This window comes from Paenibacillus anaericanus, assembly GCF_003994475.1.
In the GTDB taxonomy this organism is placed as follows: domain Bacteria; phylum Bacillota; class Bacilli; order Paenibacillales; family Paenibacillaceae; genus Fontibacillus; species Fontibacillus anaericanus.
Window position 1 is genome coordinate 22,297 of record NZ_RZNY01000011.1, and the last position, 24,663, is coordinate 46,959.

The following is a 24,663-nucleotide window of genomic DNA, read 5'->3' on the forward strand; positions in this document are numbered from 1 at the left end:
TTTTCACCTTAAATCAATCGTTTTTATTATTTTTGCTGGAACGCCTGCAACAACAGTATTGGGCGGAACATCTTTCGTGACGACAGCGCCGGCGGACACGATCGAATTTTCTCCAATCGTAACACCAGGCATTACCATCGCACCTACACCTATCCATGCGTTTTTCTTGATTACGATAGGTGTAGATATAGTAGATCGTCTTTTAGCTGGATTCAGAGGGTGGTTAATTGTAATCAAATTCACTTTCGGTCCAATTAGTACATCATCTTCTATCGTTATACCGCCTCTATCCATAAAAGTACAAGCGTGATTGATAAACACATTTCTACCTACTCTGATATTTTTGCCAAAATCCGTGTAGAAAGGCGGAAGAAGATCAAACGTGTCATCGACTTGTACTCCCGTCAACCTGGAAAACAATTTTCTGATCTCTTCCGCTTCATGGTATGAGTTGTTCAATTCTGCGGTAATTTTTTGTGCTTGGTTAATTACATCTCGAATTTTATGATACCCTGGATCCTCCAGCGAAATTTGTTCGCCTGATTTATCACGTTCAAAGATATCTTCTGACTTCATTTTGTTTGATCTCCCCTTGATTTTGAAATAGATAAAAAAACCTTTCTAATAGCTCATATATAGAAAGAGATTGACGGAATTTTTTTATGATCAAAAAGTTCCGTCAGTCTCTTTAATTTGTTATAAATTCACTTTTTCATGTTGCTAATCTAGGTAAAGGACGAATTCGTATTTATTCCCTGTTAACTGATCATGATAGAATACAATTTTACGATTTAATATATCCAAGTTTTGTTGCAATGCCTTAATTTCTTGTTCTACGAGATGCTTACGCTGTTCAAGTAGATCCAGCCTTTCAGGAATCGTATCGTCCCCCATTGCACGCCACTGGGTATACTGTTTTAACTCTGTCATCGTCATACCGGAATTTTTCAAATGAAGTAGGAATTGAACCCAACCAATATCATGATCCGTATATTCCCGTAAATTATTTTCATTTCGATGAGGAGTAAGTAATCCTTCCATTTCGTAGTATCGGAGCGTGCTCTTGTTTACTCCGACGATTTCTGCAAATTCGCCAATTGAATAAGTCATGCTCCTCACCCCGATTAGATCATTTGCTTCGTTGGACGAATCATGATTTCGCTAACTGCCACAGTCTCAGGTGTGCTAATTGCATAGGCTATAGCATCTGCGATATCGCTCGATTTTAATCCGAAACCTTCTGTGCTTTGATTATTCTTCAACCACTCTTGAGTTTCAAGATCTTTCGATGTTAGATATAATTCGGTATCCACGGCCCCTGGAGAGATAATCGTGCTTCGAAGATTATTCTCACGTTCTTCTTGACGTAACCCTTCCATGATGGCACGAACAGCAAATTTAGTTCCACAATATACAGCAGAACCCGGATATACGACATGTCCAGCTATAGAGTCCGTCGAAATGATATGGCCCGATTGTTGTTTTTTCATGACAGGCAGAACGGCAGCTATGCCATTCAGTACACCCATGATGTTGATGTCTAACATTTGACGCCATTCATCAAAACGTGATTCCGACAGTGGCGCAGTTGGCATGACTCCAGCATTATTGAAAAGAACATCTACACGACCATATTTTCCAATTGCTAGATCGATTACGGCTTGGACTTCCTCCTTGTTAGATACATCCGCAACTAGATATGAAATTTCAGCATTTGGTAATGATTGCGCAAGTGCTTTTAAACGATCTTCACGACGGGCTGCAATGACTAATCTTGCCCCTTCTTCTGCAAGTTTCTTGGTGGTTGCTTCACCAATTCCACTTGACGCCCCCATGATAACAACAACTTTTCCTTCAATAATTGCCATGATGATTTCCTCCTTGATTTTGGATTCAGTTACACTTTACAACTTGAAGTTAACTTTAAGTCAATCGTTAAAAACCAAATAATCTCTTATCGATCGAATACCTACTTTGGCTGGAGTTCAGCCTCTCGTTCTAGCAATTTCCCGTCGTAGTCTTCAATTTTTCCAGCTAATCTTTGAATTGTTTTGTCAATCTGTATTCTTTTTTGTATTTGTTTTTCTCTTTCGTCAATTAGGATTTTTTTGCGAGCCTCTATGGTATGATTTCCTTCAATAAATAGTGTTGTATATTCAATTAATGCCTCTATCGTCAAACCCGCGTCTCGCATACATTTGATAAATTCAATCCAGTTGATATCATCCTGGTCATAATCACGCACGCCACTTTCTTTACGGTTAACCGGTGGAATCAAGCCTACGCGTTCGTAATATCTCAGTGTCGCAGCTGTTAACCCAAACTGATTTGCCACTTGCGTAATATTCATTATCTTCACCTCTCTTATCTCTTGCCACTCTATCACTTAAAGTTAACTTTAAGTCAATGTTAGACAATTCCATATTGCTGGATATGATTTATTCATTATGACTTGCGTTAAAGTGTACTTTAAGGTCTATACTTCGTCTTGAACATATTAAACAAGGTGGAGGTAATAAATCTATGGCTGAAAAACAAACAGCGGGACGAGACCTATTAGGAGAATTTGCACCAAAATTTGCTGAGTTAAACGATGATGTCTTATTCGGTGAAGTTTGGTCTAGAGAGAAGGAATTATCTCCTCGCGATCGCAGCATGATTACAGTCTCAGCATTAATTGCGGGAGGAAACTTCGAACAATTAACTCCACATCTTCAAAAAGCGAAGGCAAACGGAGTGACAAAAGAAGAAATTGCAGAGATCATAACACATCTTTCGTTCTATGCAGGATGGCCTAAAGCATGGTCCGCATTTAACATCGCTAAAGAGATTTATAAAAATTAAAAAGAAAGTAGGAATTAAAATGAAGAATACTGAATTAAGCAACAGTACCATCTTTCCGCTAGGACAAAAAGTCGAAGCGAATTTTATTGGGGATGCTTACTTGCAAATGGTGTTTACCGATGCAGCTCCACTTAATGCTCCGATCGGGAATGTAACCTTCGCTCCAGGAGCTCGCAATAACTGGCACTCTCATAAAATTGGGCAAGTTTTGATGATTACTGGTGGTGAGGGTTGGTATCAAGAAGAAGGAAAATCAGCTCAATTGCTCTTACCCGGAGATGTAGTAAATATCCCGCCGAATGTTAAGCATTGGCATGGCGCTACAAAAGACAGTTGGTTTGTACATCTAGCCATTACACCGGGAGAAACAGAATGGTTAGAACCTGTTGATAGCGAACTTTATAATAAATTATAAGAAAGAAACGCATCGAGTCTATGGATTCGATGCGTTAATCTTTTTATATGATTATCTTAACTATTGTTTTGTGAACCAGGAGCACAAAGCTCGCGGCTCTTTCTTCTCAGTGAAAAAATATTATATAATGATGAAATGAACTAAAAGGGGGACTATCATGGAAGATAAAAAAGTCCACGTCGATTTAATTGCGACAAAAAAATATATTTATCTCCCCTGCGAATTTGTTTGTTCTAATCTAAAACCAGAAGAGCAAAATGCGGAGTACGGTGCCTATATATTTAAACTGAGTGGTCTCTCGATTCGTTTTCGAACTGCCAAAATTACACCAACGAAAATAGGTCAATTCGTTACTCTTTGGGAAAGAGTGGGCAAAAGACCTATCCAGCCTTATGATGTTTCTGCTCCGATCGATTACTTTGTTATTAGCGTAAGACAAAATGATCACTTTGGACAGTTTGTTTTTCCCAAACACATTTTATTTGAAAAAGATATCTTATCAAAAGACGGAAAAGGTGGAAAAAGGGCTATACGAGTCTATCCACCTTGGGACAACCCGGTGAGTCTTCAAGCTCAAAAAACACAAAAATGGCAATTGGAATATTTTTTAGAAATCAGGGCGAACATACCTGTGGATCTAAACCGAGCTCGACTGTTATATCGTTAAAAAGCAAAAGAAGCCGAGTCGGCTTCTTTTGTTCCTTAGTGGCAAAAACACTTGGTATATCAGTGGTAGCAATTAAAAACTCACTCTTCTATATACTCAATTTTTGCTGAAGTATAACTGCCAGTTCTTCGACTGTATCCCAAACAATTGGACGGATATCTTGTAGTTGTACAACAAGTTTATCGGCTTCGCTGCTATTCACGGTCCATATCACGGGTATGTTCATTCCGAGCGCATAACCAGCCGCAAAATATACCCCTGGAGATTGCCCGGTAAGATCCGCAATAATCAGCTTATTGTCCGCGATAAGCTCCAAGGAATAATCTTCGTGACTATGAGTTTTTGATTGTGTAAGTAAGCGTGGAAGATAACCACATTGCTCTATTCTTGGTAACAACCCTTCTTGCCAATCCATGCGTAAATCTTCATCATCTGACATGAGAATCATACATGGTTTTAATTTGTTACCTCCGGCACTTGCGACGGCTACACGCCATCCCTCATCCGTAAGCTTATAGGTTACGCCTTCCCTGACCAATAGCTTCTCATTACTCAGCTTATCAATGATATATACTAGTTCTTGTAGACTTGGGGAGTACGTCAAGTTATAGTTCCTAGAGAGTGGTTGAATGACAATCGGTTCCCCTGGACCTTTGGAATGTCTGTGCAGATACTGCAGTAGACGGTTTCCTTTATCTTCAATAGTCACTGGTATTTCCGGAGAATTCACAATGGATTCCAAATCATTAGCCGTTATAGTAACCTTTTCATCACAATCTGTCAGCTCTCGTATATATGCCGATACTACATGAAGCATTTTACGTTTCTGTTGATGCGGCAGCAAATTAATAGGTTTGTAACTGTCTCTCAGTAGGGTGTAGAACCTGCCGGGCGAACAGGAACAACCTAAATATCTATCGTAATCGCCTTCCGGTTCTATCGAAACAATCTCATCGCAGAATAAACAGTGTTTCTTAATCATGACAAGTCTTCACCTCTTTTAAATTGATATCTCTCTACCTTACCAATATTTTTCTAAAAAGTAGACATGAAGATATTTCCTGTTGCGCTCGAACTAGTGCGTATGTTCCAAGACAAAAAGTCCTTGGCAAACGTGCCAAGGACTACTCTGCTTTTATTATATTTCGAAAATTGTGTTAGGGAAGATCTTCCCCATGAACTCGTCGTGCAAAATCGACAAATTGGAACTTATCCAACCTATGTCTTGATTCTGTAAACTGAAATAGTGTAGTGTTTTCTAGAAATACATAGTTTTTGACCACAACAATGTGGTTGAAATCGTGTAAATCCAGCAGTCTTCGATCTTCAGCTGTAACTTCCTCTACAGAAATTTCTTTCTTCGCATAACTGATTTTTAATTGAAGCACTCCCTCTAAATACTCATAGATTGAGTGACTGGCAATTTCCTCGCTTAACTGTTCAACAATGGATGATAGAAAGTAATCCTTGTCTAAGATGATCCGTTCGCCTTCAATCTCTCTCGCCCGGGTTACTCTCCATACAGGCTCATTTGCAGGGATGTGAAGTTGTCTTGCGACTTCAGCATTTGCTGGTACCCGTTTGACCTCATCCACATGGGTTTTCGTATCCCAACCAAACTTCTTGGACATTTGCTTGAATGAGATGAGTCCGGTAATCGGGAAGTCCATTCGTCCAATGTCCAGCACATAAGAGCCTTTCCCTCTAACTTTATGAATGTATCCATACTGCGCCAGCAAATTTAGCGCCTTGCGTACGGTCTCTCTAGAAGTGCCGTATTCGACTGTAATATCATTTTCTGAGGGCAGCTTGGTCCCGGGAACCAATTGTCCTTTTTGAATCTTGTCAGAGTAATCATTAAAAATCTGTAAATAAATGTTTTTATTCAATGTAATCACCCTACTCATTCTAACATGTATTTAGCATAAATCCAGCACACCCGTTGCTAAATACGCGCTAGATGTAAGGATCAATACAAATTAATCTTTTAGGTAAACTTTCAATATAACATCCTTATCGCTTTGTAGCTGAGATGGATCCAGCACTTCGACTCGCTCTATTCGATCCTGGCCATCCGGCAGAATAATTGGTGTAATTAAAGGGTAACCGGCATTCGTAATCACGTCACGGTCAAATTCCAAGAGAAGCTGACCAGCTTTGACTTGATCTCCGGTCTGAACGTGGGACGTGTATCCTTCCCCTTTCAGCCCGACGGTATTAATACCAACGTGTATCAGAATTTGAATTCCGGTCTCATGCTCTAGGATGACAGCATGTTTACTTTTAATTACATGAGCCACGACACCATCAAACGGTGCAACAACCTTTCCATCCTCAGGTTCGATTGCAATGCCTTGTCCCATCGCTCCACTGGCAAATGCCGGATCAGGCACTTTCTCGAGTGTCACTCCATTTCCTGATAAAGGAGCTTTAATATATAAAATCGATTTTTCGTTATCTTCTTTTGTAGGAATAACTTGTTTAATGGTCTGGTCCGGCTCAGGCTGACGATTTGAATTTTTCTTTGTCTCGGTATCCAATTTTTGTCCATTGTCTACTGACTTATTAACTTTCCACTTGCCGTAAATTACCGTTGCAATGAATGGTACCACCAGTACGATGGCCATCCCCAGGAAAAATACACCCCATTGATTTGGGAAAATAGAAAGGAATCCTGGAATTCCGCCCACACCAATCGAGGTGGCACGAACATGGTTGATGGTCAGCAGTACACCTGCTATAGCCGAACCGATCATACCAAAGACAAACGGAAACTTATGTCTTACATTTACACCAAAGATAGCTGGTTCTGTAACGCCTAGAAAAGCTGAGACCGAAGAAGTAACGGCTAGACCTTTACTTTTCTGCTCCTTGAATACGAACATCATAGCCAGCGCCGCTGCACCTTGCGCGATATTGGATAGAGCAAGCATCGGCCAAAGGAATGTACCTCCTTGGGAACCGATCAATTGAACGTCTACAGCCAGGAATGTATGGTGCATACCTGTAATAACGAGAAGGGAGTACAATCCTCCATAAATTAAACCACCAAGTGCTGGTACAACATCAAATATATACACCAACCCTGTTGTGATGGCGTTTCCAGCAGCAAACGTAACAGGTCCGATCACAGTAAATGCAAGAAAACCAGTTATTAGTAAAGTGACAGGTGCTACAATTAACAGTTTGATTGAGTCTCGTACCCTTTTATTCAGGAAGGTTTCAATTTTAGCCAGAAAATAAGCCGATACCAGGACGGGAAGAACTTGGCCTTGATATCCGATTTTATTTATTTCGAAGCCAAACAGATTCCACACTGGTACCGATCCATTGGTCTTCGCTTCAGCATAGCTGTAAGCACTTAACAAATCAGGGTGAACAAGAATAAGGCCTAGCACGATTCCCAACAAAGGACTGCCACCGAAACGGACGACAGCTGACCATCCAATAAGGGCAGGTAAAAATGTAAAAGCTGTACTTGCAATAGTATTGATTATTGAGGCAATATCTGCCCATTGGGGATAGACCTGTATCAATGATTTTCCTGCGAAAAAAATACCGGAACCGGTCAATATATTGTTAATTCCCAGTAGTAAACCGGCAGTAACGATGGCAGGCAAAATTGGAATAAATATATCGGACAGCGTTTTGATAGCTCGCTGGATCGGGTTTTGTTTGTTACTTGCGAGATTTTTTACATCGTCCTTAGATACTCGTTCCGCTCCCGTAATTTGAATCAATTCTTCGTAAACCTTATCAACAAGACCTGGCCCGATAATGACTTGGTATTGACCTTGCGTAGAGAAATGTCCCTTGACCAAATCATTGTTTTCTAGCGCCGCTTCATCGACTTTGCTTTCGTCTTGTAGTGCAAAACGCAGGCGAGTAACACAATGCGTGGCCGCTTCAATGTTCTTTTTCCCGCCGATGGCTTCAATGATCTTCTCTACGTTTTTTTTATTAACTTCCATTTACCTCACTCCTCTGCATGAATTTTCTCGATAGTTAACGAATGATCCACATAAAAGCTGCATATGGGCTAAGTGTAATCTGCTGACGAAGTATTTTTTCTTCACCTGTGTTTCCGATTAAAAGCTCGATGCTTTTGTGACCAATGCTTTGCCAAAGCGAATCCGGCAATTCAAACGAAGCCTCGTCACCGCTGAAATTTGACATGACAATCAGCAATTCGTTCTCATTGTTGCGGATGTAGCTATAGATTTGTGGATGGCCACCATCGAAACGCTGATAATCTCCATCCGTAAATACCTGAATGTTTTTGCGGAAGGAAATCAGTTTACGGTAATGATGGAAAACCGAGTCTGGATCTGATAATTGTTTCTCCACATTCAATAGTGGGTAACGTTCATCCACCTTTATCCATGGAGTGCCAGTTGTAAACCCGGCTTGCGGACTGTTGTCCCAAAGCATAGGTGTACGAGAGTTGTCTCTAGAACGTTCCTTGATGATGGCAAACGCCTCTTCTGCTGTTTTGCCTCTCTCCTGCAAGATTCGGTACATATTAGTGGATTCAATATCCCTGAATTCACTCATATCCTTCCACTTCGGATTGGGCATCCCGATTTCTTCACCTTGGTAGACATACGGTGTCCCCTGTAAACCATGAAGAGTGGTCGCTAGCAGTTTTGCGCTTTCGACCCAATAAATATCATCATTCAAAAAACGTGACAATGCTCGTGGTTGATCATGATTGTTGAAGAATAGTGCATTCCAACCTCCGCCCTGCTGTATTCCGATTTGCCAATCGGTAAGCAAACTTTTGAGCTGCTCGAAGTCATAAGGCATGAGTTCCCATTTGTTGTTATTCGGATAATCAACCTTCAAATGGTGGAAGTTGAACGTCATCGAGAACTCCTTCTCTTTTGGATTCGAGTAGCGGATGCATTGTTGAAGAGAAGTAGATGACATTTCGCCAACCGTAACGATGTTATAAGGCGTGAAGACCTTTTCATTAAGCTCTTTAATATACTCGTGAACACGGGGCCCATCCGTGTAATGAATACGTCCGTCACCAGGAGCGATTGAACCGTCATCATTAGGAAACTCTTGATTTTTAGATATTAGATTGATTACGTCCATGCGGAAACCTTTGACACCTTTTTGAGCCCAAAAAGTCAGTAATTTAACAACTTCTTCTCTGACCTTCTCGTTCTCCCAGTTCAAATCAGCTTGCGTCTTATCGAACAGTGTGAGGAAATATTGTCCTGTGGTCTCGTCGTACTGCCAAGCAGGACCTCCAAATTTGGACTGCCAATTGTTAGGGACTCCGCCATCCGGTGCCGGATCTCGCCAAATGTAATAGTCACGATATGGATTATCTTTCGATGATCGAGAAGCCTTGAACCATTCATGCTCTGTTGATGAATGGTTCACCACAATATCGATCATCAGATGCATGCCTCGCTTTTTTAATTCCTGTACCAACTCATCAAAGTCTTCCATGGTACCAAAATCAGGATTGATACGACAATAATCAGCTACGTCGTAACCGTTATCATTTTGGGGACTGACATAGACTGGTTGCAGCCAAACAATATCGATACCCAACTCTTTCAGATAATCAAGTTTGCTAGTTAAACCTTTGATATCTCCTGATCCTGTACCTGTAGTATCTTTAAAGCTTTTAGGATAAACCTGGTATACAGTTGATCCTCTCCACCAATCATGTTGAGTTAGAGTGTTCACAGTGAATTTCACCCCTAATTAATTTAAATATATCTTGTATATACAAGTAAAATGATTTTAACCCTGTATATACATGTTGTCAAATGGATTTTCTACCAATCTATTATCCATCAAATCAAACTTATTGATATTTTACCCCTATCTCATGTTTTTAAAGCTGCCGCTCTGTTGGAATTATCTCTACAAATAAAAAAGCCGCTATAGTAGCGACTTTAAATGTGTGCATGTTTGTGTCATTCGACCGATACCCGTACTAAGTTTTCCTTGATGCTAAAAGACCATTTCGCCTCATTAAACCACTAGTTTCAGAGATATACTCACCTTAAATAAGTCACCGTCTGTTTTAATATCAAGACTGCCTTCATGAATGTCGACGATTGATTTCGCAATGGCTAGCCCAAGGCCAGAACCTTCGGTATGACGCGAAGTATCTCCACGTTTAAACCGTTCAAACAGCTCATCTATATTCTCACTAAGCTCATATTTCGATACATTCTTAAACGTAATCATCACCTGAGTGTCGAGTCTACGTACGGTAATATAAACGCGCGAGTTCTCTAACGAATATTTCAGGACATTTCCAATTAAGTTATCAAAGACACGCCACAGCTTTTTCCCATCTACTAAGGCGTAAACTGGCATATCCGTGTAAGTAATCCGGAATTGCAGACTGGACTCTTGAATAGTGTCATCATATTCCGCTAGTGACTGTTGTAGAAGCTGAACGAGATCCACTTTTTCCAAGGTCAATTCCATATTTCCACTGGCCATTTTCGAAACTTCAAATAAATCATCAATTAACAGCTTTAATCGCTTGGATTTCATATCAATGATTTCGAGATAGTCTAACCTGTCCTCATTCGATATCCCTTCCGTTTTTAATAATTCTGTATAAGTAATAATAGATGTTAGTGGTGTCCTTAGGTCATGACTTACATTGGTAATTAACTCTGTTTTAAGTCGTTCGCTCTTTGCCTGCTCATTCTGTGACGTCTTTACCCCTTGCTTTAACACGTTGATATTGCTAGCGAGCATTGCCAGAACAGATTTCCCTGACACCGGCAGATCCTCCCCTAGATTTCCAACAGCCAATTCATTCGTTTTATTTACGATCCGGTTAAAATGTCCAATACTTTTGATCAATACCACAATAATTGGAAGCCCTATGAACGCGAGCAATAATATATATATTAAAAGAAAAAATGGATCTGCGATAATCATGATCGCTGCAAAACCTAAACCAAAAACTGTAGCTAATACAATAAACAGCTGCATGCCCGTGCTTGTATTCAGAAAAGCGTCTTTCAGACTACGTTTTACTTTATTGAAGAGCAACTTTATACTCTGTCCTGTTTTATAAAAGAGCGCCTTTTCCCATACTTTCTTTACATTTTTCCGATCCTTAAATTCTAAAGTAAGTAATTTCCCTTGGACAAGGGTAAGAAACCAAAGGACCGATCCAACTGCCATACAGGTAATTATATCCCGACCGTAAACAAATGGATTTTCAATGTCATAAAAGATTTGTTCATTAATAAAAATCAGAAAGATAGCGGCAAAAAATCCTATGATAGCGAAGAAAATAACTCTCAAGTCTAGGGGAACCTTATTATAATAAGCCCTCCATTTTTCAATTCCAGCGAGAATAACTTTCGCTTTTTTCAGAAGATAGAAACACAAAATAAGAACGACGATGCTGGCTAAGGAATACATCCACCATATGATTTGTTTCTGCTTGTAACGTTCGTATTCGATCATAGCCCAGTTTGATGAGGACAGGGATTTAGATACTGCAATCTGTCCTTCGAATGGAATAAAAGAATTTTCCAGTTCATCAAATCCTGCAAAGCTATAATACATCGAATAATTACTAGGTATAGAATAATCGGTAATATACAACATATTGTTAGGAGTCATAAAGTTTTTTACTGATTCTTCATCTGATTCGTTCAGATTTGTATAGAATTTTCCGGTTGCACTGTTTTCAAAATAGAAATATAAAGCTTCTTTGTATTTCAAATATTCTGGACGGTAATTTTCTCGTTCCTTGTAGAACTCCTCTAATATCTGTTCTTTCTCCTTTATAATCTTTGCTAAAACATACTCATCACTCTTGAATACATTGATAATATCGTCTATTTTCTCATCTCTCTCCTCAAGGTAGATATCCGCAGCCCCTTGGTTCTCCATTACTAATGCTTGCTGAATAAGATCTTCGTACTGAGCATTTATGTTCGTAATTTGATCAGTTAGATACCCAGAACGATAACGATGCTCATTAATTTCATCTTCAGTGACAATTATTGATCTTTTGGCTTCCTCCAAAGTGATATTATTTAGCTCGAATAAGTTTAAATCTCCAGTGAATCGAGCGAGCACGTTTTGAAATTCAGAAGTGTGGAAATAGTCCCGCTGAATATAATTGTTACCGAAAGTAACAAAGGATACGATCCCGCTTAGGCCAAAAGTAAACATGATAGCCCAAGCAGCAATGACGAATTTATTTTTCCATTTTGTAGCCAATTCCCCATACCACCTTTAAATATCTTGGATTTTTCGGATCAATTTCAATTTTCTCGCGAATTTTTCTAATGTGGACGGCTACCGTATTTTCTGCGTTATAGCAAGGCTCGTTCCATACCCTTTCATAGATTTCACTGATCGAGAACACCCGGCCGGCGTTTGTTATTAGTAATTCGACAATTCTAAATTCAATCGGAGTAAGCTTCACAAGGTCTCCATGAACTGTCACTTCTTTTGCTGATTTGTCTAATGTAAGCCCATTTAGATCAATTATTTTTTTGATACCTTCATATGTACCGAGAGTAATATACCTTCTCAACTGGGATTTAACACGGGCTACGAGCTCCATTGGATTAAACGGTTTTGTTACATAATCATCCGCTCCCATATGGAGGCCTAATATCTTATCTGCATCCTCACTTTTTGCACTCAAAATAATGATAGGAATATTCTTCTGCTCACGAATTTTATATGTAGTCGAAATCCCATCCATATTGGGCATCATAATATCTAATATAATCAGATGGACTTGGTGTTCATTAATAATTTCTAAAGCTTCCATCCCATCCTTTGCTTTTAACACCGTAACTCCTTCATTTTTCAAGTAAATCGCTATGACGTCCCGTATTTCCTTTTCATCATCCACAACAAGTACATTAAAATCTTCCATTTCTCAACCTACCTTCCTACTGCGATACTTCCATAGTTTAATTATAGAACGAAAGTCTTAACAAAGATTTATGATAATAATGAAGAACTTCTTAATATTTCTTGTTAACAATACAAAAAAAACCTCCAAGGTATCTCCATATCTTACGACATGGTTCCATTCTCTTGAAGGAGTTTTATTAAATCGTATATAGATTTATAAAGAAAAGCACGCTGTAAATTGCTCTCTAAAGAGGTTTGCCTTTCTGGCAGGATGATTTAAATGAGCGAATGTTTGCAAGGTTAGAGATTTACAAACACCCTCGGCTTTCCGGCCGACCGTGACAATTTTAACTTCTGGAAAGATAATTAACACTTGTTTTAAGATCTCCATCCCCCAATTAAGTTCTTCACGAGTCGGAGGACGATTCCCCTCAACCTCGTCTGTCGGATGAAGCGGGAAAGCATTCCATAAGACCGGGGGCTTGGAAAGTGAGTTTATGGACCCCCATATTATTGTGGATGAAGCCTCAGCTTTATTTCCGTCAGCAATAAATTGGGTATTAGGAAAATGTTTGTTCAGGCTGCCATCCATGATAAGTCGTTGAGATGTAAAGGGTATTCCTGTTTTTACGCAGCCGTGGATACCTGGAGCTTCACCGAGGAGCATCCATTCTGGATTATGTGAGTTTAACGCTTTGAAATACTTCTTCAGATTCTCCTGCTTTATTGGCGAATCTACATAAAAATTACCGACATTTTTGAAGTTATTCTTCGAGACTAAATGCTGAATTAGGGTTTGAAGTCGTTTTTCGAAGATCTCCTCTTCATGAACCTCCGGGTGAAGCCGATCATCCCCCTGCGGAGAATACCCCTTCTTACTATCAATACGAAGATCTACGTCCCTCTTAAATTCGATCACTTGCTGCTCGTTTTCCACACGATATTCCCCCTCTCCTTTATTAATATGAGGGGGAGATATTAAACATAACAAAGGAAAATAGATCGTCCTAAAACGATCTACTATATATCACGGAAAAAGGTTCATTAGATGCTTAACTGTATGTGATTTTATTAGAATATATTAACTTTACATATTATGGTTTAAATAATACAATTTAGTAGTCATAAATTAAATTCTAAGGGGAAATTATCTATGAAACGTCATTTCAAAGTAGCACTTCTGCTATCTATCATGCTACTTTCAATTACTGGTTCCGCCTTTGCTAAAGATGTAGTAGTTCTAAACATTACTCCTGCACCATCTGTTATCATATCTAATGAATTGACTGTTGTTTCTGACACCATTGAGGTTAATAATCTACAAAGAAACGTTACAATTTCAAGAGACTTTGCAGCAAGTGAGAATATTCCCGCATCAATTATCTATAATAAGGACTACGGAACCCTAGGTAAATGGAGTGGCATTCTATTCAGAACAAATTCCCCTGCTCCTGAACCCACTATAGGTGATGGACTTAGATTTTATTACTCTGGTACCCTTTATAGGAACGCCGACTAATAATTACGCATAAACGCTCTCATCGATTTTCGCCGAATCGTATTGATTAAGCTTTCGGACTGCCCCACGCGAAAGTTTCAAGTTCACGGATACGTCGAAGAATATCTTCTTGGGTATTCATCGAATGATTCTCGCTTTTCTGCAACTGCATGATTTTCTCCTGGAGTGTTCTAATAATCTGGTTATAGAGATCATAATCCTTAATGATTATATCCAAGAACTCATTAACCTGGTTTTGATCATATCCACGAAAAGTGCTTTCAAAAATTTTGTCGTGTATCTCCTGGAAGGTAAGCTTAATCCCCATTTCTCTTGGTTTAAGAGTTGCGATTTTTTCAAATTCCATCGAACAGAACATCCCCTTTAAAAGACTTGTGATATCTCAACATCCATATAGAATTTATTGTTATCAATAGTAACTCGTTCTAGCAATTCGACAAGAGGATCTTAATTCCTGCAAACTTTGATTTACTTATATATCAGCAATAATAAACGCATCTGTTTTCGGAATAGATGAAAATTTCCTCGATAAAAACTGTACATAAATAGGATGTACGGTATAAAAGGAGTATATGTATGTATAACCTAGTAATTTAAAATTAGCGTTATCCAATGTTGTTTATCATGCCTCTTTATATTGGTGTTTTTATGCTAGTTCATAGTGGTTATTTTGTGTTTGCCGCCAATTCGACAAGCAGCACTAGAGCTTCATGTTAGTTTCATCACCGTAAAGAAAGCTTGGGAAGAACTCGAGCGAAGTGGTTTGATCAATACATTATCAGGTAAAGGTTGTTTTGTAGCCAAGTTCTCATCCGATGAAATGCTTCAAATGCGTAACGAAATGATCTTAAAGCAAAGCGACGTTTCATACTACAAATCCTTTGGCCTCACCCAAGATGAAGTTTTTGAACTGTTGAAAAAGAATTATTAACCGCCTACCCGATACATTCTCATGTGAGATCAATAAATTGGATTTCCTGCAAGAAGCGGTGTAGCATTAACACCGGTTGCACCCGTGAAGGAAGTTTCCGCGGTTCGATACGAATAGCGGTGAATGGAATGGAAAGCTCTCGTGAAGGGAGCTTTCTTTCATTGGTTACCCCTTTGGCTTTTGAGATTTTTCAACGTTACCTATTTCGTGACCGAAATTGGGATTGCAGAACGTGATGACAAATCTGTAGGCTTACGCATTTTGCTTCCATTAGAAAGTTATAATAACTTTGCCTTGTGAATGACCAGTAGAAACTTGATGTAATGCCTTATTAATGTCATCAAATGTATAAGTTGAATCAATTGAAGTTGTAATATTCTCATTTTCAATAAGACAAGTAATCTCTTGTAACTGTCTTCCATTGGCTTGCACAAATAAAAAGTGATATTCTTTGTTATCTCTAGCTGCTAATCGGTCTAAACGAGCACCCACTAAACCAAACAACATTTTTTTCCACATTGGAAAATTATTTTCAACGGCGAAGCGATAATTTGGTAAGCCTTTCAATGATACTAATTTTCCTTGAGGTTTTAAAATATCAAGTTCAGTTTTTATTTCATTTGTACCCAAGGTGTCTATAACATAATCTATATTGGATAGAACCTCAGCATAGTTTTCCTCTTTATAATTTATAAATTCATCTGCCCCAATCGACAGTGTACGTGATCGACCTCTTTCACTGCCACTTGCAATAACGTATAACCCCATTGATTTAGCAATAGGGATTGCCATAGCACCGAAGCCGCCGGTTCCCCCAGGAATAAATAGCTTTGCATTAGGCTGAGCATTTAATACGTCCTTCAATGCTTGATAAGCTGTTAATGCAGTAAGGGGAACCGCAGCCGCTTCAACAAAGGATAAATTTTTAGGCATTTTAGATATAGCGTCATCTTTGACCGCCACATATTCAGCAAAAGCTCCTATTTTATTCACTGGCAACCTTGTATAAACTTGGTCGCCAACCTGAAAATCAACAACATCTTTACCAACTGCCTCTATAACACCAGATAGTTCATTGCCTAATGTTAATGGGAAATCATAATCAGCAATCATTCGGATACTTCCATTCAAAATAAGAATATCTAAAGGATTTACACCTGCAGCTTTCACTTTAACGAGTACCTCATGGTTATTGATTTCTGGTATTTTCACATTATTGATTTCCAATTGTATTTCTTTTGAGTATTTCTGCATTTGAGCAGCTCTCATGTTCTTTCAGCGTCCTTTCTACTTAAAAATCTTATGGCGTACAATTTTTAGTTGTACGCCATTTCTGGATTCACTTATTCTTACTGCTGTTGAGAATTTAATTCTTCCATTTTAGGATAGTCTGTATAACCTAAGCTTCCGTTACCTGCGTATAATGTTTTAGGATCAACTTCATTTAAAGGAAATCCCTTTTTAAGACGTTCCACTAAATCCGGATTAGCTAATGACCAGATACCGACTGGCACTACATCAGCAGTCCCGTTATCAATATCTATACTAATATCGTCAAGTGCCCGTCCTGCTCGATTAACCAATAATGGATTTGTCCAAATCGAACGAATTTTACGTAGCAGTGTTTCGTTCCCTAAATGCATAACATGGAGGTATGCTAAATTAAACTTAGCTAATTCTTTTACAAGATGGAGATAAACCTCCGGTCCTTGTTCGCCTTCATTAATCCCACCAAGAGGTGTTCCTGGTGAAATACGGAAGCCAGTTCTTTCTGCTCCAATTTCTTCAACGACTGCTTTCGTTACTTCGATTGCAAAGCGAGCACGGTTCTCCACAGATCCTCCGTATTTATCGATTCGTTTATTCGAATTTTCTCCAATAAATTGATTGATTAGATAACCGTTGGCTCCATGAATTTCAACCCCATCAGCACCTGCCTTAATAGCTGCTGCGGCTGCTTTACGGAAGTCTGCAATAGTATTTCGAATATCTTCTTCACTCAGCTCTCGTGGGACGGGTATTTCCTGCATTCCTTTAGCAGTAAACATTTCTACACCAGGTGCGATCGCAGAGGGTGCAACTGCTTGACGATGATGCGGAGTATTGTCGGGGTGCGAAATTCGTCCCACATGCATTAATTGTATATACATAAACCCATCTGCTTCATGCACTGCATCCGTAACCTTTTTCCAACCTTCTATTTGTTTTTCAGTATAGATACCAGGTGAATTTAAATAACCTTGTCCATCATCAGATGGTTGTGTACCTTCACTAATAATTAAACCCATAGATACTCTTTGAGCATAATAAAGGGAGCTTAATTCTCCCGGTGTACCGTCCTTTTCCGCTCTACTACGTGTCATAGGTGCCATTGCTAAACGATGAGGTAATTCCATATTTCCAATTTTAGTTCTACTCCACAATTTGTCCATTTTGTACACTCCTCTTTAAATTAAGTTAGCATCGAAATTGTCATTAAGAAAGATATGGGTATAGTGCAGGAACGCCCCCTGCAAGTCCACTTTGTATCTTTCGGCTGTCGTCATCAGCAATAATTTCAAAGCTGCCAGATTCTATGCCATCAACAGCTATTTTTGCGATATCTGCAGGGTTGGATTTTGGAACTTCTAAGCTGCTTGTCATATCTGTCTCCATAAAGCCCACATGTAATCCTGCTACTCTTATATTATGAGGATACAGATTTAGACGTAAATCGTTAGTCAATGCCCACTCTGCAGCCTTTGCAGCTGAATAAGCACCCACAGTTCCTGAACTAAACCAAGATAATGCGGAAAGAACATTCAATATGGACCCTCCCCCATTTTTTTCTAGTATCGGTGCAAAAGTACGAACCATGGATAATGTACCGAAGAAATGCGTATCAAACTCCAAATGTATTTTTTCTACATCATCGTCCAGCAAAGAGGCGCCAGTCGATGATCCTGCATTGTTGATTAAAAGCGTAACATCCTTAGCGAGGATAGCAGCTGCTGCAACTTCTTGAGGGTTGGTAATATCAAGCTTTACAGGTGTAACGCCTGGAATATCAATGGTCTCCGGATTTCTTGCGCCAGCATAAACTTTGGCCCCTCTGGATAGAAGTTCAAGGGTGAGATGGCGGCCAAAACCTCGGTTTGCTCCAGTCACAAATGCGACTTGTTCAGAAATTTTCATTTTATTAACTCCTTTTATTCATTGTTTGAGTGCAAATCCTCATAAAACTAAGCAAACTGTGACTCACTTTTTTAAAAGTTATAGGTATAGAATATTCTTACTATATGGGAATGATCATTCTAAAATACACACAAGAATAGATCATTCATGAAAGTACTTTAGCAAGGAAAGAAATACGTTTTGAGAACGATCATTCTAAAAAACACAAAAGAATGACCCTTGTAAAGAGAGCTTTAAACAAGGCAAGACTCAATTATGAGAACGTTCATTCTAAAATATGCATAAGCAAATTACTTATAAAAGTTTAATGGATAAATCGGCTATACGGTGTAACTTTTCTTTAGGTATGGTAGTTCTTGTCATTACCCTTAACCCAACACAAACAGCATGCAGATGTTCCGCTAGATCATCGGCATTATAATCCGAGTTAAATTCTCCATCCTGCTGGCCCCACAGAATAATATCTTTGAGCAGCTGCTCTGATAATGTGAACGATTCAGTGGACTTCAAATCCACATCGGCATCGCGCATTGCCAATTCCACCGCTGAATTCACCATCAAACAGCCTGAGGGTGAATCTTCTTCACCATATATCATGAAACTAAAGATAAGCTGAAGTGCCTCAGTTGCAGTCTTAGAGCGTTTAACTTCACCCGTAAGCTCAGCATTCACTTTATCGCGAAATCGGTCCATTGCTTTCAAAAATAGCGTATGCTTGTCGCCGAATGTGTCATATATACTTCTTCGATGAACTCCCATATGCTCAACAAGATCTGTCAAAGATGTCTTCTCGTAACCCTGTTCCCAAAAAAGCTTCATCGCCCTATCTAATACTACGTTCTCATCGAATTCTTTGCTTCTTGCCATTCTTCTATTCCCTCCCTAATAGTCAATATAACATATTGAGAACGATCGGTAAAGAAAGACTCGCTATACATCAAAATGAGCCGATTGCAATGGCCGCTGCTTTCCTTTGTTATTCAACTATCCTTGCCCGTTGAGAAAAGGGCTACCACTCGGCAGCCCTTGCTCTGTTGAACTATCGTTACCCGTTAGAAGTGTCCCTTTATCCTATAATTTGGAAATCCCGCTTGGTATTATGCCTGTGTGTTGAATGGTACGAATCTGAGAAGTTGTTATCCGGAATCCAACCAGAATAAACGACGAGGTTACATTGTTAAAGTTAAAAGCTCGTAAGTCTGAGATGTTCTGGCTACCACGGAAAATCCGAAAATTCCCTGTAAAGTTACGGCCTGAAAAGAGTACTAATGTAACTTGACTAGGAATTACAACATTTCTTAGCCGAAAACTGGAGATGATGTTGTTAAAACCGAATAATCCCAGATTTGAAACTGCCACTCCTCGCCTAAATGTTAGACTTCTTCTAGTAAAGTTAAAACCCGAGAAAAAAGTAACTCTAACATTTCGATTAGATATTAATCCCATTCCTTTCACTCTCCTATACATAAGATAGTAACAATGTATGAATTGGTTAATATATTTGCTTGGACTTATACTATTAATCTGGAACTCTTCCAGATATCATATCCTGCCCAATCGCAACGCGGCTTCCAGTACATGTCTGCCCTAAAGCATAGCAAAAGCGATGGATCCGTTCCATCGCTCGTTGAGTTAGACCGTATATATATTCGCCAATGGCGCTTGAAAGTATAAATTATTTCTGAGACCCTAATCCAAATTATATTTTTTTAGTTAAGGGGAATAAAATACAATCTTTAATTGTCTCACTATCTGTCAAAACCATCAATAGACGTTCAATTCCGAATCCCCAACCAGAAATTGGAGGCATTCCATATTCCATAGCCAATAAGTAGTCTTCATCCATTTCCATTGCTTCTAAATCGCCACCACTTTTCAGAGTGGCTTGTGTCTCTAATCGTTTTCTCTGTTCAACAGGGTCCACTAATTCTGAATACGCATTGATAATCTCTGCACCATTGACTACTAATTGGAATCGATCTGAAATTTCTGGACTGTCATTATTTGCTCTTGCTAATGGTGATAGATCAATAGGGTGTTTGATTAAAAATGTTGGTTTTATTAATTGTGGACGACACATTTTTTTATATAGAAGATCAATAAAGTTCCCTCTACCTAAAGTCTCGATATTCTCATGTTCTAAATAAATATCTTTTCGTTTTGTTTCTCTATATAAGTCATTTACATTTGAATACAAATCAATATCGATGCCCGTATCTTTTAGAATTAAATCTCTAAATGAAACAACGTTCCACTCTAATGAAAAATCAATTGTTTGTCCTTGTATTTTAATTACTGTTGTATTAAATGTTTGTTTAAGAACATATAAAATCATTTCACGCATGAGTGCCATTGTATCTTCATAGTTCCAATAAGCTGCATAACCTTCAACCATTGTAAATTCTTGAAGGTGTTGAGGGCTGACTCCTTCATTTCTAAAGCATTTTGCAAATTCAAATATTTTTGTAAAGCCGCCTACAATTAGTCTTTTTAAGTAAGTCTCTGGTGCAATTCGCAAATTCAATTCCGTATCTAACGAGTTATGATACGTTCTAAATGGGCGTGCTAAAGCACCCGAGGAAGTGTGTTGTAACACAGGTGTTTCCACCTCTAAGAAGTTTTTTTCTTCTAAGAATCTACGAACAGCACGCACTAACTTTACTCGCATTAACATACGATTTTGTGTTTCTTTTGTCATCATTAAATCTAAATAACGTTGTCTATAACGTGTGTCTATATTGCTTAATCCATGCCATTTATCTGGTAGTGTGTGTAATGCTTTCCCAAGAAAAACATAATTTTCGATACGAAGCGTTTTTTCATTTGTTTTCGTAGAATACATATTTCCTTCTACACCAATAAAATCACCTATATCGAAAAAGTGGATGAAATCATTATAAGCCTGCTCCCCAACCTCTTCTTTTTTCAGAAGAAGTTGTAAATTACCTTGTATGTCTGAAATTGTGATGAAACTAAATTTATTAAACTGACGAATCCCCATGATTCTTCCTGCAACTAGAACCCCTGATGTCCCATCCTCAAGTGAAGATGCTTCGTAAAGTTCGTAATTTCTCGTAAATCTTTCAGGATATACTGGAACCCCCTGCGATCTTAAAGACTCTAATTTTTCTATTCTAAGGGTTGTTTGTTCATTACTCATTCTTATCCACTCCAATTTTTATAAGCTTATTTTCGCTTGTAAATTCGCGTATATACTTCTAAACGACAAAAAAACTCCCACCCCCAAGATTCTTCATCTTGAGGACGAGAGTTATTAACTTCGTGGTACCACCTCAGTTTGTTGATAAGTTACCATACCAACCTCTTCGGGTACGGCAATTAAAATAATTGATTATACCCTATCTCTTTAACGGGAGATCCCGTCGCAGCATCACTAAGAACGTTCTTAGATCCGTGCGAAGCTCCAAGCCCTTTTTCATTAAGATCATTATTACTCCTTCCCACCTACCGGAGCTCTCTGGAAATAATTAATCAAAATTACTCTTCTCTTCATAGCCGTTTATTCTATATTATATAATTTAAAACATTTTAGCCTAGAAAAATAGTTTAGTCAATTTTGGCTACGTTGTATAGATATTATTCGACATCCTGCTAGTTTACTGTTACGCTTCCTTCCCGCCATGATTTACATTCGTTTCAGCAAACCTACCCGTTAGCGTAACAATCAGGCACGTAGTTTATCATTCGTTCTTCTCATATATGTCAGCTTAGGTGTTTGAATCTTTGATTAGATCGTCGCAGAAAGCCGCAACGTCACTGCCTGTTACTTCGAACACACCTTTCCCCAAGACCGCTCCCTCTTCAAAAAGATCAATAATCCCCGAGAGCAAACCCGTCCAGTCGGTTAGTTCAACAGTGCCGACTTTAAAGAGATATTTTTGAATTTCTTTATAAACAATCTGATAATCTTGCGGGAGCGCTTTGACACGCGACACATGCGCTCGCCACTTTTTTTTGCCTACGATGATATCGTTTATGCTCATTTTATCCTCCCTATTTACCTAATTTTTTGGCGATATTATTATTGAGTTGCTCGCGCCACTTATCGCGATAAGACTTTGCCCCTTCTTCACCAGCCAGCGCTGAACAGAAGCCTTTGATATCGTCACCTAACACCTCTTGAACACGCTGACCGTCAGCCGCAGTTTCTTCGAGCAGCCCAAGCACACCGTCAAGAATTGGCATGAGGTTGCGACCGGTGAAATCTGAGTACGAAAAAAGATTGGTATTAATTTCGGCCCATGCCGTTTGATAATCAACTGGCAGCTTTTTGACTCGAGATTCAAAAATTTTAAAATCTTTAGTCATGTCGTTGCCCGTGATTTTTTCCCAAAAATTCATTATATTTCCTCCTTTAACTCGTTAATTTTTGATGATACGAACTCCCACTTTTCCCAGAACCTCAGCAGTTCCTCGCTTCCCGCGTCGTTAATCGTGAAAAACTTTCGCGGCGGTCCCATATCGGAGGGCTTCCTGGTGATCTCCACCAACTTGTTTTTTTCAAGCCGGATTAGGATGGTGTACACCGTTCCGTCCACAATATCTGTAAATCCGAGGGCATTCAGCCGTCGTGTGATTTCGTAACCATAGGTTTCTTGGCGACTTATAATTTCAAGGACACAGCCCTCAAGGACCCCTTTGAGCATTTCAGTTAGGTTTTCCAGCACACTCACCTCTTTCTATTCTGTATCACTGGTATGCAGTAATACTTACTACCGCTATAAAGTAACACTTAGTAGCTGATTTGTCAATAACGTTTACTCCGACACGACTCTTACATTTTCAACTTTCCTGCCAGTTTGTTAAATCATCGATCATCGAATATATTCTTAGCCTATTCAATAACACAAATGTTCCTACATAAATAAAGAAAAGCCTGATTTATCAAGCTTTTCTTCACTTCATTGCGTTATGTTCGCACTTTTATGTCATGTCATTGGACATCTAATGAGCATACCACTACGGCTTCCTGCGATATATGTTTTAATTGGTTCTTTTCCACGTCCACCACTCCACATCAAAAAAATCACCACTTTTGAAACGTTAGTATTAAATGCTTCTTCTTTGTTATCCCTAACGAACATCTAACCATACAGCACAACCATCATGAATGTGAAGTTAATGGAATTAAGAAATGCTTTGTTCCACCGTCACATGTCGGACGAACAAACAATGTATCATCACTCTCTGTTATGAACTCAGTTTGAAGGTTCTCATTATCGTAATCTGGTGTAAAATAAAAATGAATAATCTCTGTGTCAGCAGAAACTATACTGTTTAAAATTATATCGTAATCAACTTTTTGTTTGCTGATGATATCAAAAATATGAAGATGTTTATCATCCTGCTTAAAAATTACAATGGTATCAACATCTTCGATATAATAAATCGCATCATTAAATGCTAATATGAAGTAGAACATCAATAGATGTTCATTATTCTTCACACCCATTATTGAGGATACAGGTGTTCTTTCCACAGCAAACTGCTCCATCATTCGGAAATCGACTGTGTTATCCGTATCTAACATACGTATCGAATGTGTAGTTGCCGTTTGTGCTTTTAGATCTGACTTGTTTAGTGAGAAGCTACTTTCTTGCACTGTTCCAAACCCAAATCTAGGATAAAAATCTAGAACCGATTCATTCGCAAATAAGTAAATAATGTCGAATTCTTGTTCATATTTCTTAATAATATGATTCATCAGCTTCCCTGATAAGCCTTGGTTACGGTAGTCGGGATGCGTCATAACTGTACCCACTTGAATGGCTGTGTACTCTTTACCATTAGATACAAATTGCATTTTGTTTATGGAAGCATTTGCGATCACTTTATCTCCATCAACGTATGAATAACATATATAATTGTCGTTCCAGCATCCTTTTTCATACCATTTTTTGAAATCCAGTCCAAATACTATTTTAGCCAATTCATTAAAGCTTTCCTTATATGTTTCTATGTCCTTGTAGTCACTTACCAATTGATAATCAGTCATATAAACCTCTCACAATTTCTTTAGTTTTTGTTAGCCACTTATCAATGCTTATAATATGACCTCCTATCAAGTATACTTTCAATTTGTTCCGCCATCAAAGACTTTAATCTATTCTTACTCTGAACTCCCTCCGCAAAATTCACATGATAATACGTCATTATCCCCCCCATTGTTTCACACTTGTTTTCTAACAAAACCCGAAAGTCATAATTAAAGT

General features: G+C 38.7%; 25 protein-coding genes, 1 pseudogene and 1 other annotated feature. Of the genes and pseudogenes, 5 read left to right on the top strand and 21 right to left on the bottom strand.

What is annotated here, in order from left to right; all coding sequences use genetic code 11:
* Nucleotides 1-3 precede the first annotated feature (3 nt).
* From EJP82_RS14075 to EJP82_RS14090, 4 genes are all read right to left on the bottom strand, one after another.
* Nucleotides 4-576, bottom strand: a complete 573-nt coding sequence (locus tag EJP82_RS14075; protein WP_127192705.1) for a sugar O-acetyltransferase — start codon at nucleotides 574-576, stop codon at nucleotides 4-6.
* A gap of 144 nt (nucleotides 577-720) precedes the next feature.
* On the bottom strand, nucleotides 721-1,110 hold the full coding sequence (locus EJP82_RS14080; protein WP_170220189.1) for a MerR family transcriptional regulator: 390 nt from the start codon (nucleotides 1,108-1,110) through the stop codon (nucleotides 721-723).
* Between the two features lie 14 nt (nucleotides 1,111-1,124).
* On the bottom strand, nucleotides 1,125-1,868 hold the full coding sequence (locus EJP82_RS14085) for an SDR family oxidoreductase (protein WP_127192707.1): 744 nt from the start codon (nucleotides 1,866-1,868) through the stop codon (nucleotides 1,125-1,127).
* Nucleotides 1,869-1,969: 101 nt separating this feature from the next.
* Entirely contained in the window at nucleotides 1,970-2,350 is a 381-nt protein-coding gene (locus tag EJP82_RS14090; protein ID WP_127192708.1) for a MerR family transcriptional regulator, read from the bottom strand.
* A gap of 173 nt (nucleotides 2,351-2,523) precedes the next feature.
* Here EJP82_RS14090 and EJP82_RS14095 point away from each other — a divergent pair, with 173 nt between their 5' ends.
* From EJP82_RS14095 to EJP82_RS14105, 3 genes are all read left to right on the top strand, one after another.
* The gene (locus EJP82_RS14095; RefSeq protein WP_127192709.1) at nucleotides 2,524-2,844 is read left to right on the top strand and encodes a carboxymuconolactone decarboxylase family protein; all 321 of its coding nucleotides are present in this window, start codon (nucleotides 2,524-2,526) and stop codon (nucleotides 2,842-2,844) included.
* Nucleotides 2,845-2,863: 19 nt separating this feature from the next.
* Nucleotides 2,864-3,259, top strand: a complete 396-nt coding sequence (locus EJP82_RS14100) for a cupin domain-containing protein (protein WP_127192710.1) — start codon at nucleotides 2,864-2,866, stop codon at nucleotides 3,257-3,259.
* Between the two features lie 157 nt (nucleotides 3,260-3,416).
* Nucleotides 3,417-3,926, top strand: coding sequence for a MepB family protein (locus EJP82_RS14105; RefSeq protein ID WP_127192711.1), 510 nt, complete (start codon nucleotides 3,417-3,419; stop codon nucleotides 3,924-3,926).
* An 88-nt stretch (nucleotides 3,927-4,014) separates the two neighbouring features.
* Here the strand turns inward: EJP82_RS14105 and EJP82_RS14110 are convergent, their stop codons facing one another.
* The 7 genes from EJP82_RS14110 to EJP82_RS14140 all read right to left on the bottom strand — a co-directional run bounded on the left by EJP82_RS14110 (nucleotide 4,015) and on the right by EJP82_RS14140 (nucleotide 13,743).
* Nucleotides 4,015-4,908, bottom strand: coding sequence for a hypothetical protein (locus EJP82_RS14110; RefSeq protein WP_127192712.1), 894 nt, complete (start codon nucleotides 4,906-4,908; stop codon nucleotides 4,015-4,017).
* A 175-nt stretch (nucleotides 4,909-5,083) separates the two neighbouring features.
* Complete coding sequence (gene treR, locus EJP82_RS14115; protein WP_127192713.1) at nucleotides 5,084-5,815, bottom strand: trehalose operon repressor; 732 nt, start codon at nucleotides 5,813-5,815, stop codon at nucleotides 5,084-5,086.
* A 90-nt stretch (nucleotides 5,816-5,905) separates the two neighbouring features.
* Nucleotides 5,906-7,897, bottom strand: coding sequence for a PTS system trehalose-specific EIIBC component (gene treP, locus EJP82_RS14120; RefSeq protein WP_127192714.1), 1,992 nt, complete (start codon nucleotides 7,895-7,897; stop codon nucleotides 5,906-5,908).
* A 34-nt stretch (nucleotides 7,898-7,931) separates the two neighbouring features.
* Nucleotides 7,932-9,632 carry an alpha,alpha-phosphotrehalase gene (gene treC / locus EJP82_RS14125; RefSeq protein ID WP_127192715.1) on the bottom strand — a complete coding sequence of 567 codons (1,701 nt, stop codon included), beginning with the start codon at nucleotides 9,630-9,632 and terminating at the stop codon, nucleotides 7,932-7,934.
* A gap of 291 nt (nucleotides 9,633-9,923) precedes the next feature.
* Entirely contained in the window at nucleotides 9,924-12,155 is a 2,232-nt protein-coding gene (locus EJP82_RS14130) for a sensor histidine kinase (RefSeq protein ID WP_127192716.1), read from the bottom strand.
* Nucleotides 12,133-12,825: a response regulator transcription factor gene (locus tag EJP82_RS14135; RefSeq protein WP_127192717.1), complete on the bottom strand. Its 693-nt coding sequence runs from the start codon at nucleotides 12,823-12,825 to the stop codon at nucleotides 12,133-12,135. The genes EJP82_RS14130 and EJP82_RS14135 overlap by 23 nt, the downstream gene beginning before the upstream one ends.
* 195 nt (nucleotides 12,826-13,020) lie before the next feature.
* Nucleotides 13,021-13,743, bottom strand: a complete 723-nt coding sequence (locus tag EJP82_RS14140; protein ID WP_127192718.1) for a uracil-DNA glycosylase — start codon at nucleotides 13,741-13,743, stop codon at nucleotides 13,021-13,023.
* 216 nt (nucleotides 13,744-13,959) lie between these two features.
* Between EJP82_RS14140 and EJP82_RS14145 the strand changes: the two genes are divergently transcribed.
* Complete coding sequence (locus EJP82_RS14145) at nucleotides 13,960-14,325, top strand: hypothetical protein (RefSeq protein WP_127192719.1); 366 nt, start codon at nucleotides 13,960-13,962, stop codon at nucleotides 14,323-14,325.
* A gap of 46 nt (nucleotides 14,326-14,371) precedes the next feature.
* Here the strand turns inward: EJP82_RS14145 and EJP82_RS14150 are convergent, their stop codons facing one another.
* Nucleotides 14,372-14,671, bottom strand: a complete 300-nt coding sequence (locus EJP82_RS14150; RefSeq protein ID WP_246054144.1) for a DivIVA domain-containing protein — start codon at nucleotides 14,669-14,671, stop codon at nucleotides 14,372-14,374.
* A gap of 327 nt (nucleotides 14,672-14,998) precedes the next feature.
* Here EJP82_RS14150 and EJP82_RS14155 point away from each other — a divergent pair.
* Nucleotides 14,999-15,256: pseudogene (locus tag EJP82_RS14155) on the top strand (GntR family transcriptional regulator); the annotation flags it as partial.
* Nucleotides 15,257-15,526: 270 nt separating this feature from the next.
* Here EJP82_RS14155 and EJP82_RS14160 read toward each other — a convergent pair.
* The 9 genes from EJP82_RS14160 to EJP82_RS14205 all read right to left on the bottom strand — a co-directional run bounded on the left by EJP82_RS14160 (nucleotide 15,527) and on the right by EJP82_RS14205 (nucleotide 24,446).
* Nucleotides 15,527-16,525 (bottom strand): NADP-dependent oxidoreductase, encoded by a 999-nt coding sequence (locus EJP82_RS14160; protein WP_127192721.1) that lies wholly within the window; start codon nucleotides 16,523-16,525, stop codon nucleotides 15,527-15,529.
* Between the two features lie 80 nt (nucleotides 16,526-16,605).
* Nucleotides 16,606-17,688: an alkene reductase gene (locus EJP82_RS14165; protein ID WP_127192722.1), complete on the bottom strand. Its 1,083-nt coding sequence runs from the start codon at nucleotides 17,686-17,688 to the stop codon at nucleotides 16,606-16,608.
* 43 nt (nucleotides 17,689-17,731) lie between these two features.
* On the bottom strand, nucleotides 17,732-18,430 hold the full coding sequence (locus EJP82_RS14170; RefSeq protein ID WP_127192723.1) for an SDR family oxidoreductase: 699 nt from the start codon (nucleotides 18,428-18,430) through the stop codon (nucleotides 17,732-17,734).
* A gap of 294 nt (nucleotides 18,431-18,724) precedes the next feature.
* A complete protein-coding gene (locus tag EJP82_RS14175; protein WP_127192724.1) occupies nucleotides 18,725-19,297 on the bottom strand; it encodes a TetR/AcrR family transcriptional regulator in 573 nt (190 codons plus the stop codon).
* A gap of 832 nt (nucleotides 19,298-20,129) precedes the next feature.
* Nucleotides 20,130-21,590: a lysine--tRNA ligase gene (gene lysS / locus EJP82_RS14185; protein WP_127192725.1), complete on the bottom strand. Its 1,461-nt coding sequence runs from the start codon at nucleotides 21,588-21,590 to the stop codon at nucleotides 20,130-20,132.
* A 97-nt stretch (nucleotides 21,591-21,687) separates the two neighbouring features.
* Nucleotides 21,688-21,953: a binding site (T-box leader), on the bottom strand.
* A gap of 205 nt (nucleotides 21,954-22,158) precedes the next feature.
* Nucleotides 22,159-22,434 carry a DUF1048 domain-containing protein gene (locus EJP82_RS14190; protein ID WP_127192726.1) on the bottom strand — a complete coding sequence of 92 codons (276 nt, stop codon included), beginning with the start codon at nucleotides 22,432-22,434 and terminating at the stop codon, nucleotides 22,159-22,161.
* 10 nt (nucleotides 22,435-22,444) lie between these two features.
* Nucleotides 22,445-22,792 carry a DUF1048 domain-containing protein gene (locus EJP82_RS14195; protein ID WP_127192727.1) on the bottom strand — a complete coding sequence of 116 codons (348 nt, stop codon included), beginning with the start codon at nucleotides 22,790-22,792 and terminating at the stop codon, nucleotides 22,445-22,447.
* The gene (locus tag EJP82_RS14200; protein ID WP_281278199.1) at nucleotides 22,792-23,097 is read right to left on the bottom strand and encodes a PadR family transcriptional regulator; all 306 of its coding nucleotides are present in this window, start codon (nucleotides 23,095-23,097) and stop codon (nucleotides 22,792-22,794) included. Before EJP82_RS14200 ends, EJP82_RS14195 begins: the two co-directional genes overlap by 1 nt.
* 458 nt (nucleotides 23,098-23,555) lie before the next feature.
* Entirely contained in the window at nucleotides 23,556-24,446 is an 891-nt protein-coding gene (locus EJP82_RS14205; RefSeq protein ID WP_127192728.1) for a GNAT family N-acetyltransferase, read from the bottom strand.
* Between the last annotated feature and the right edge of the window lie 217 nt (nucleotides 24,447-24,663).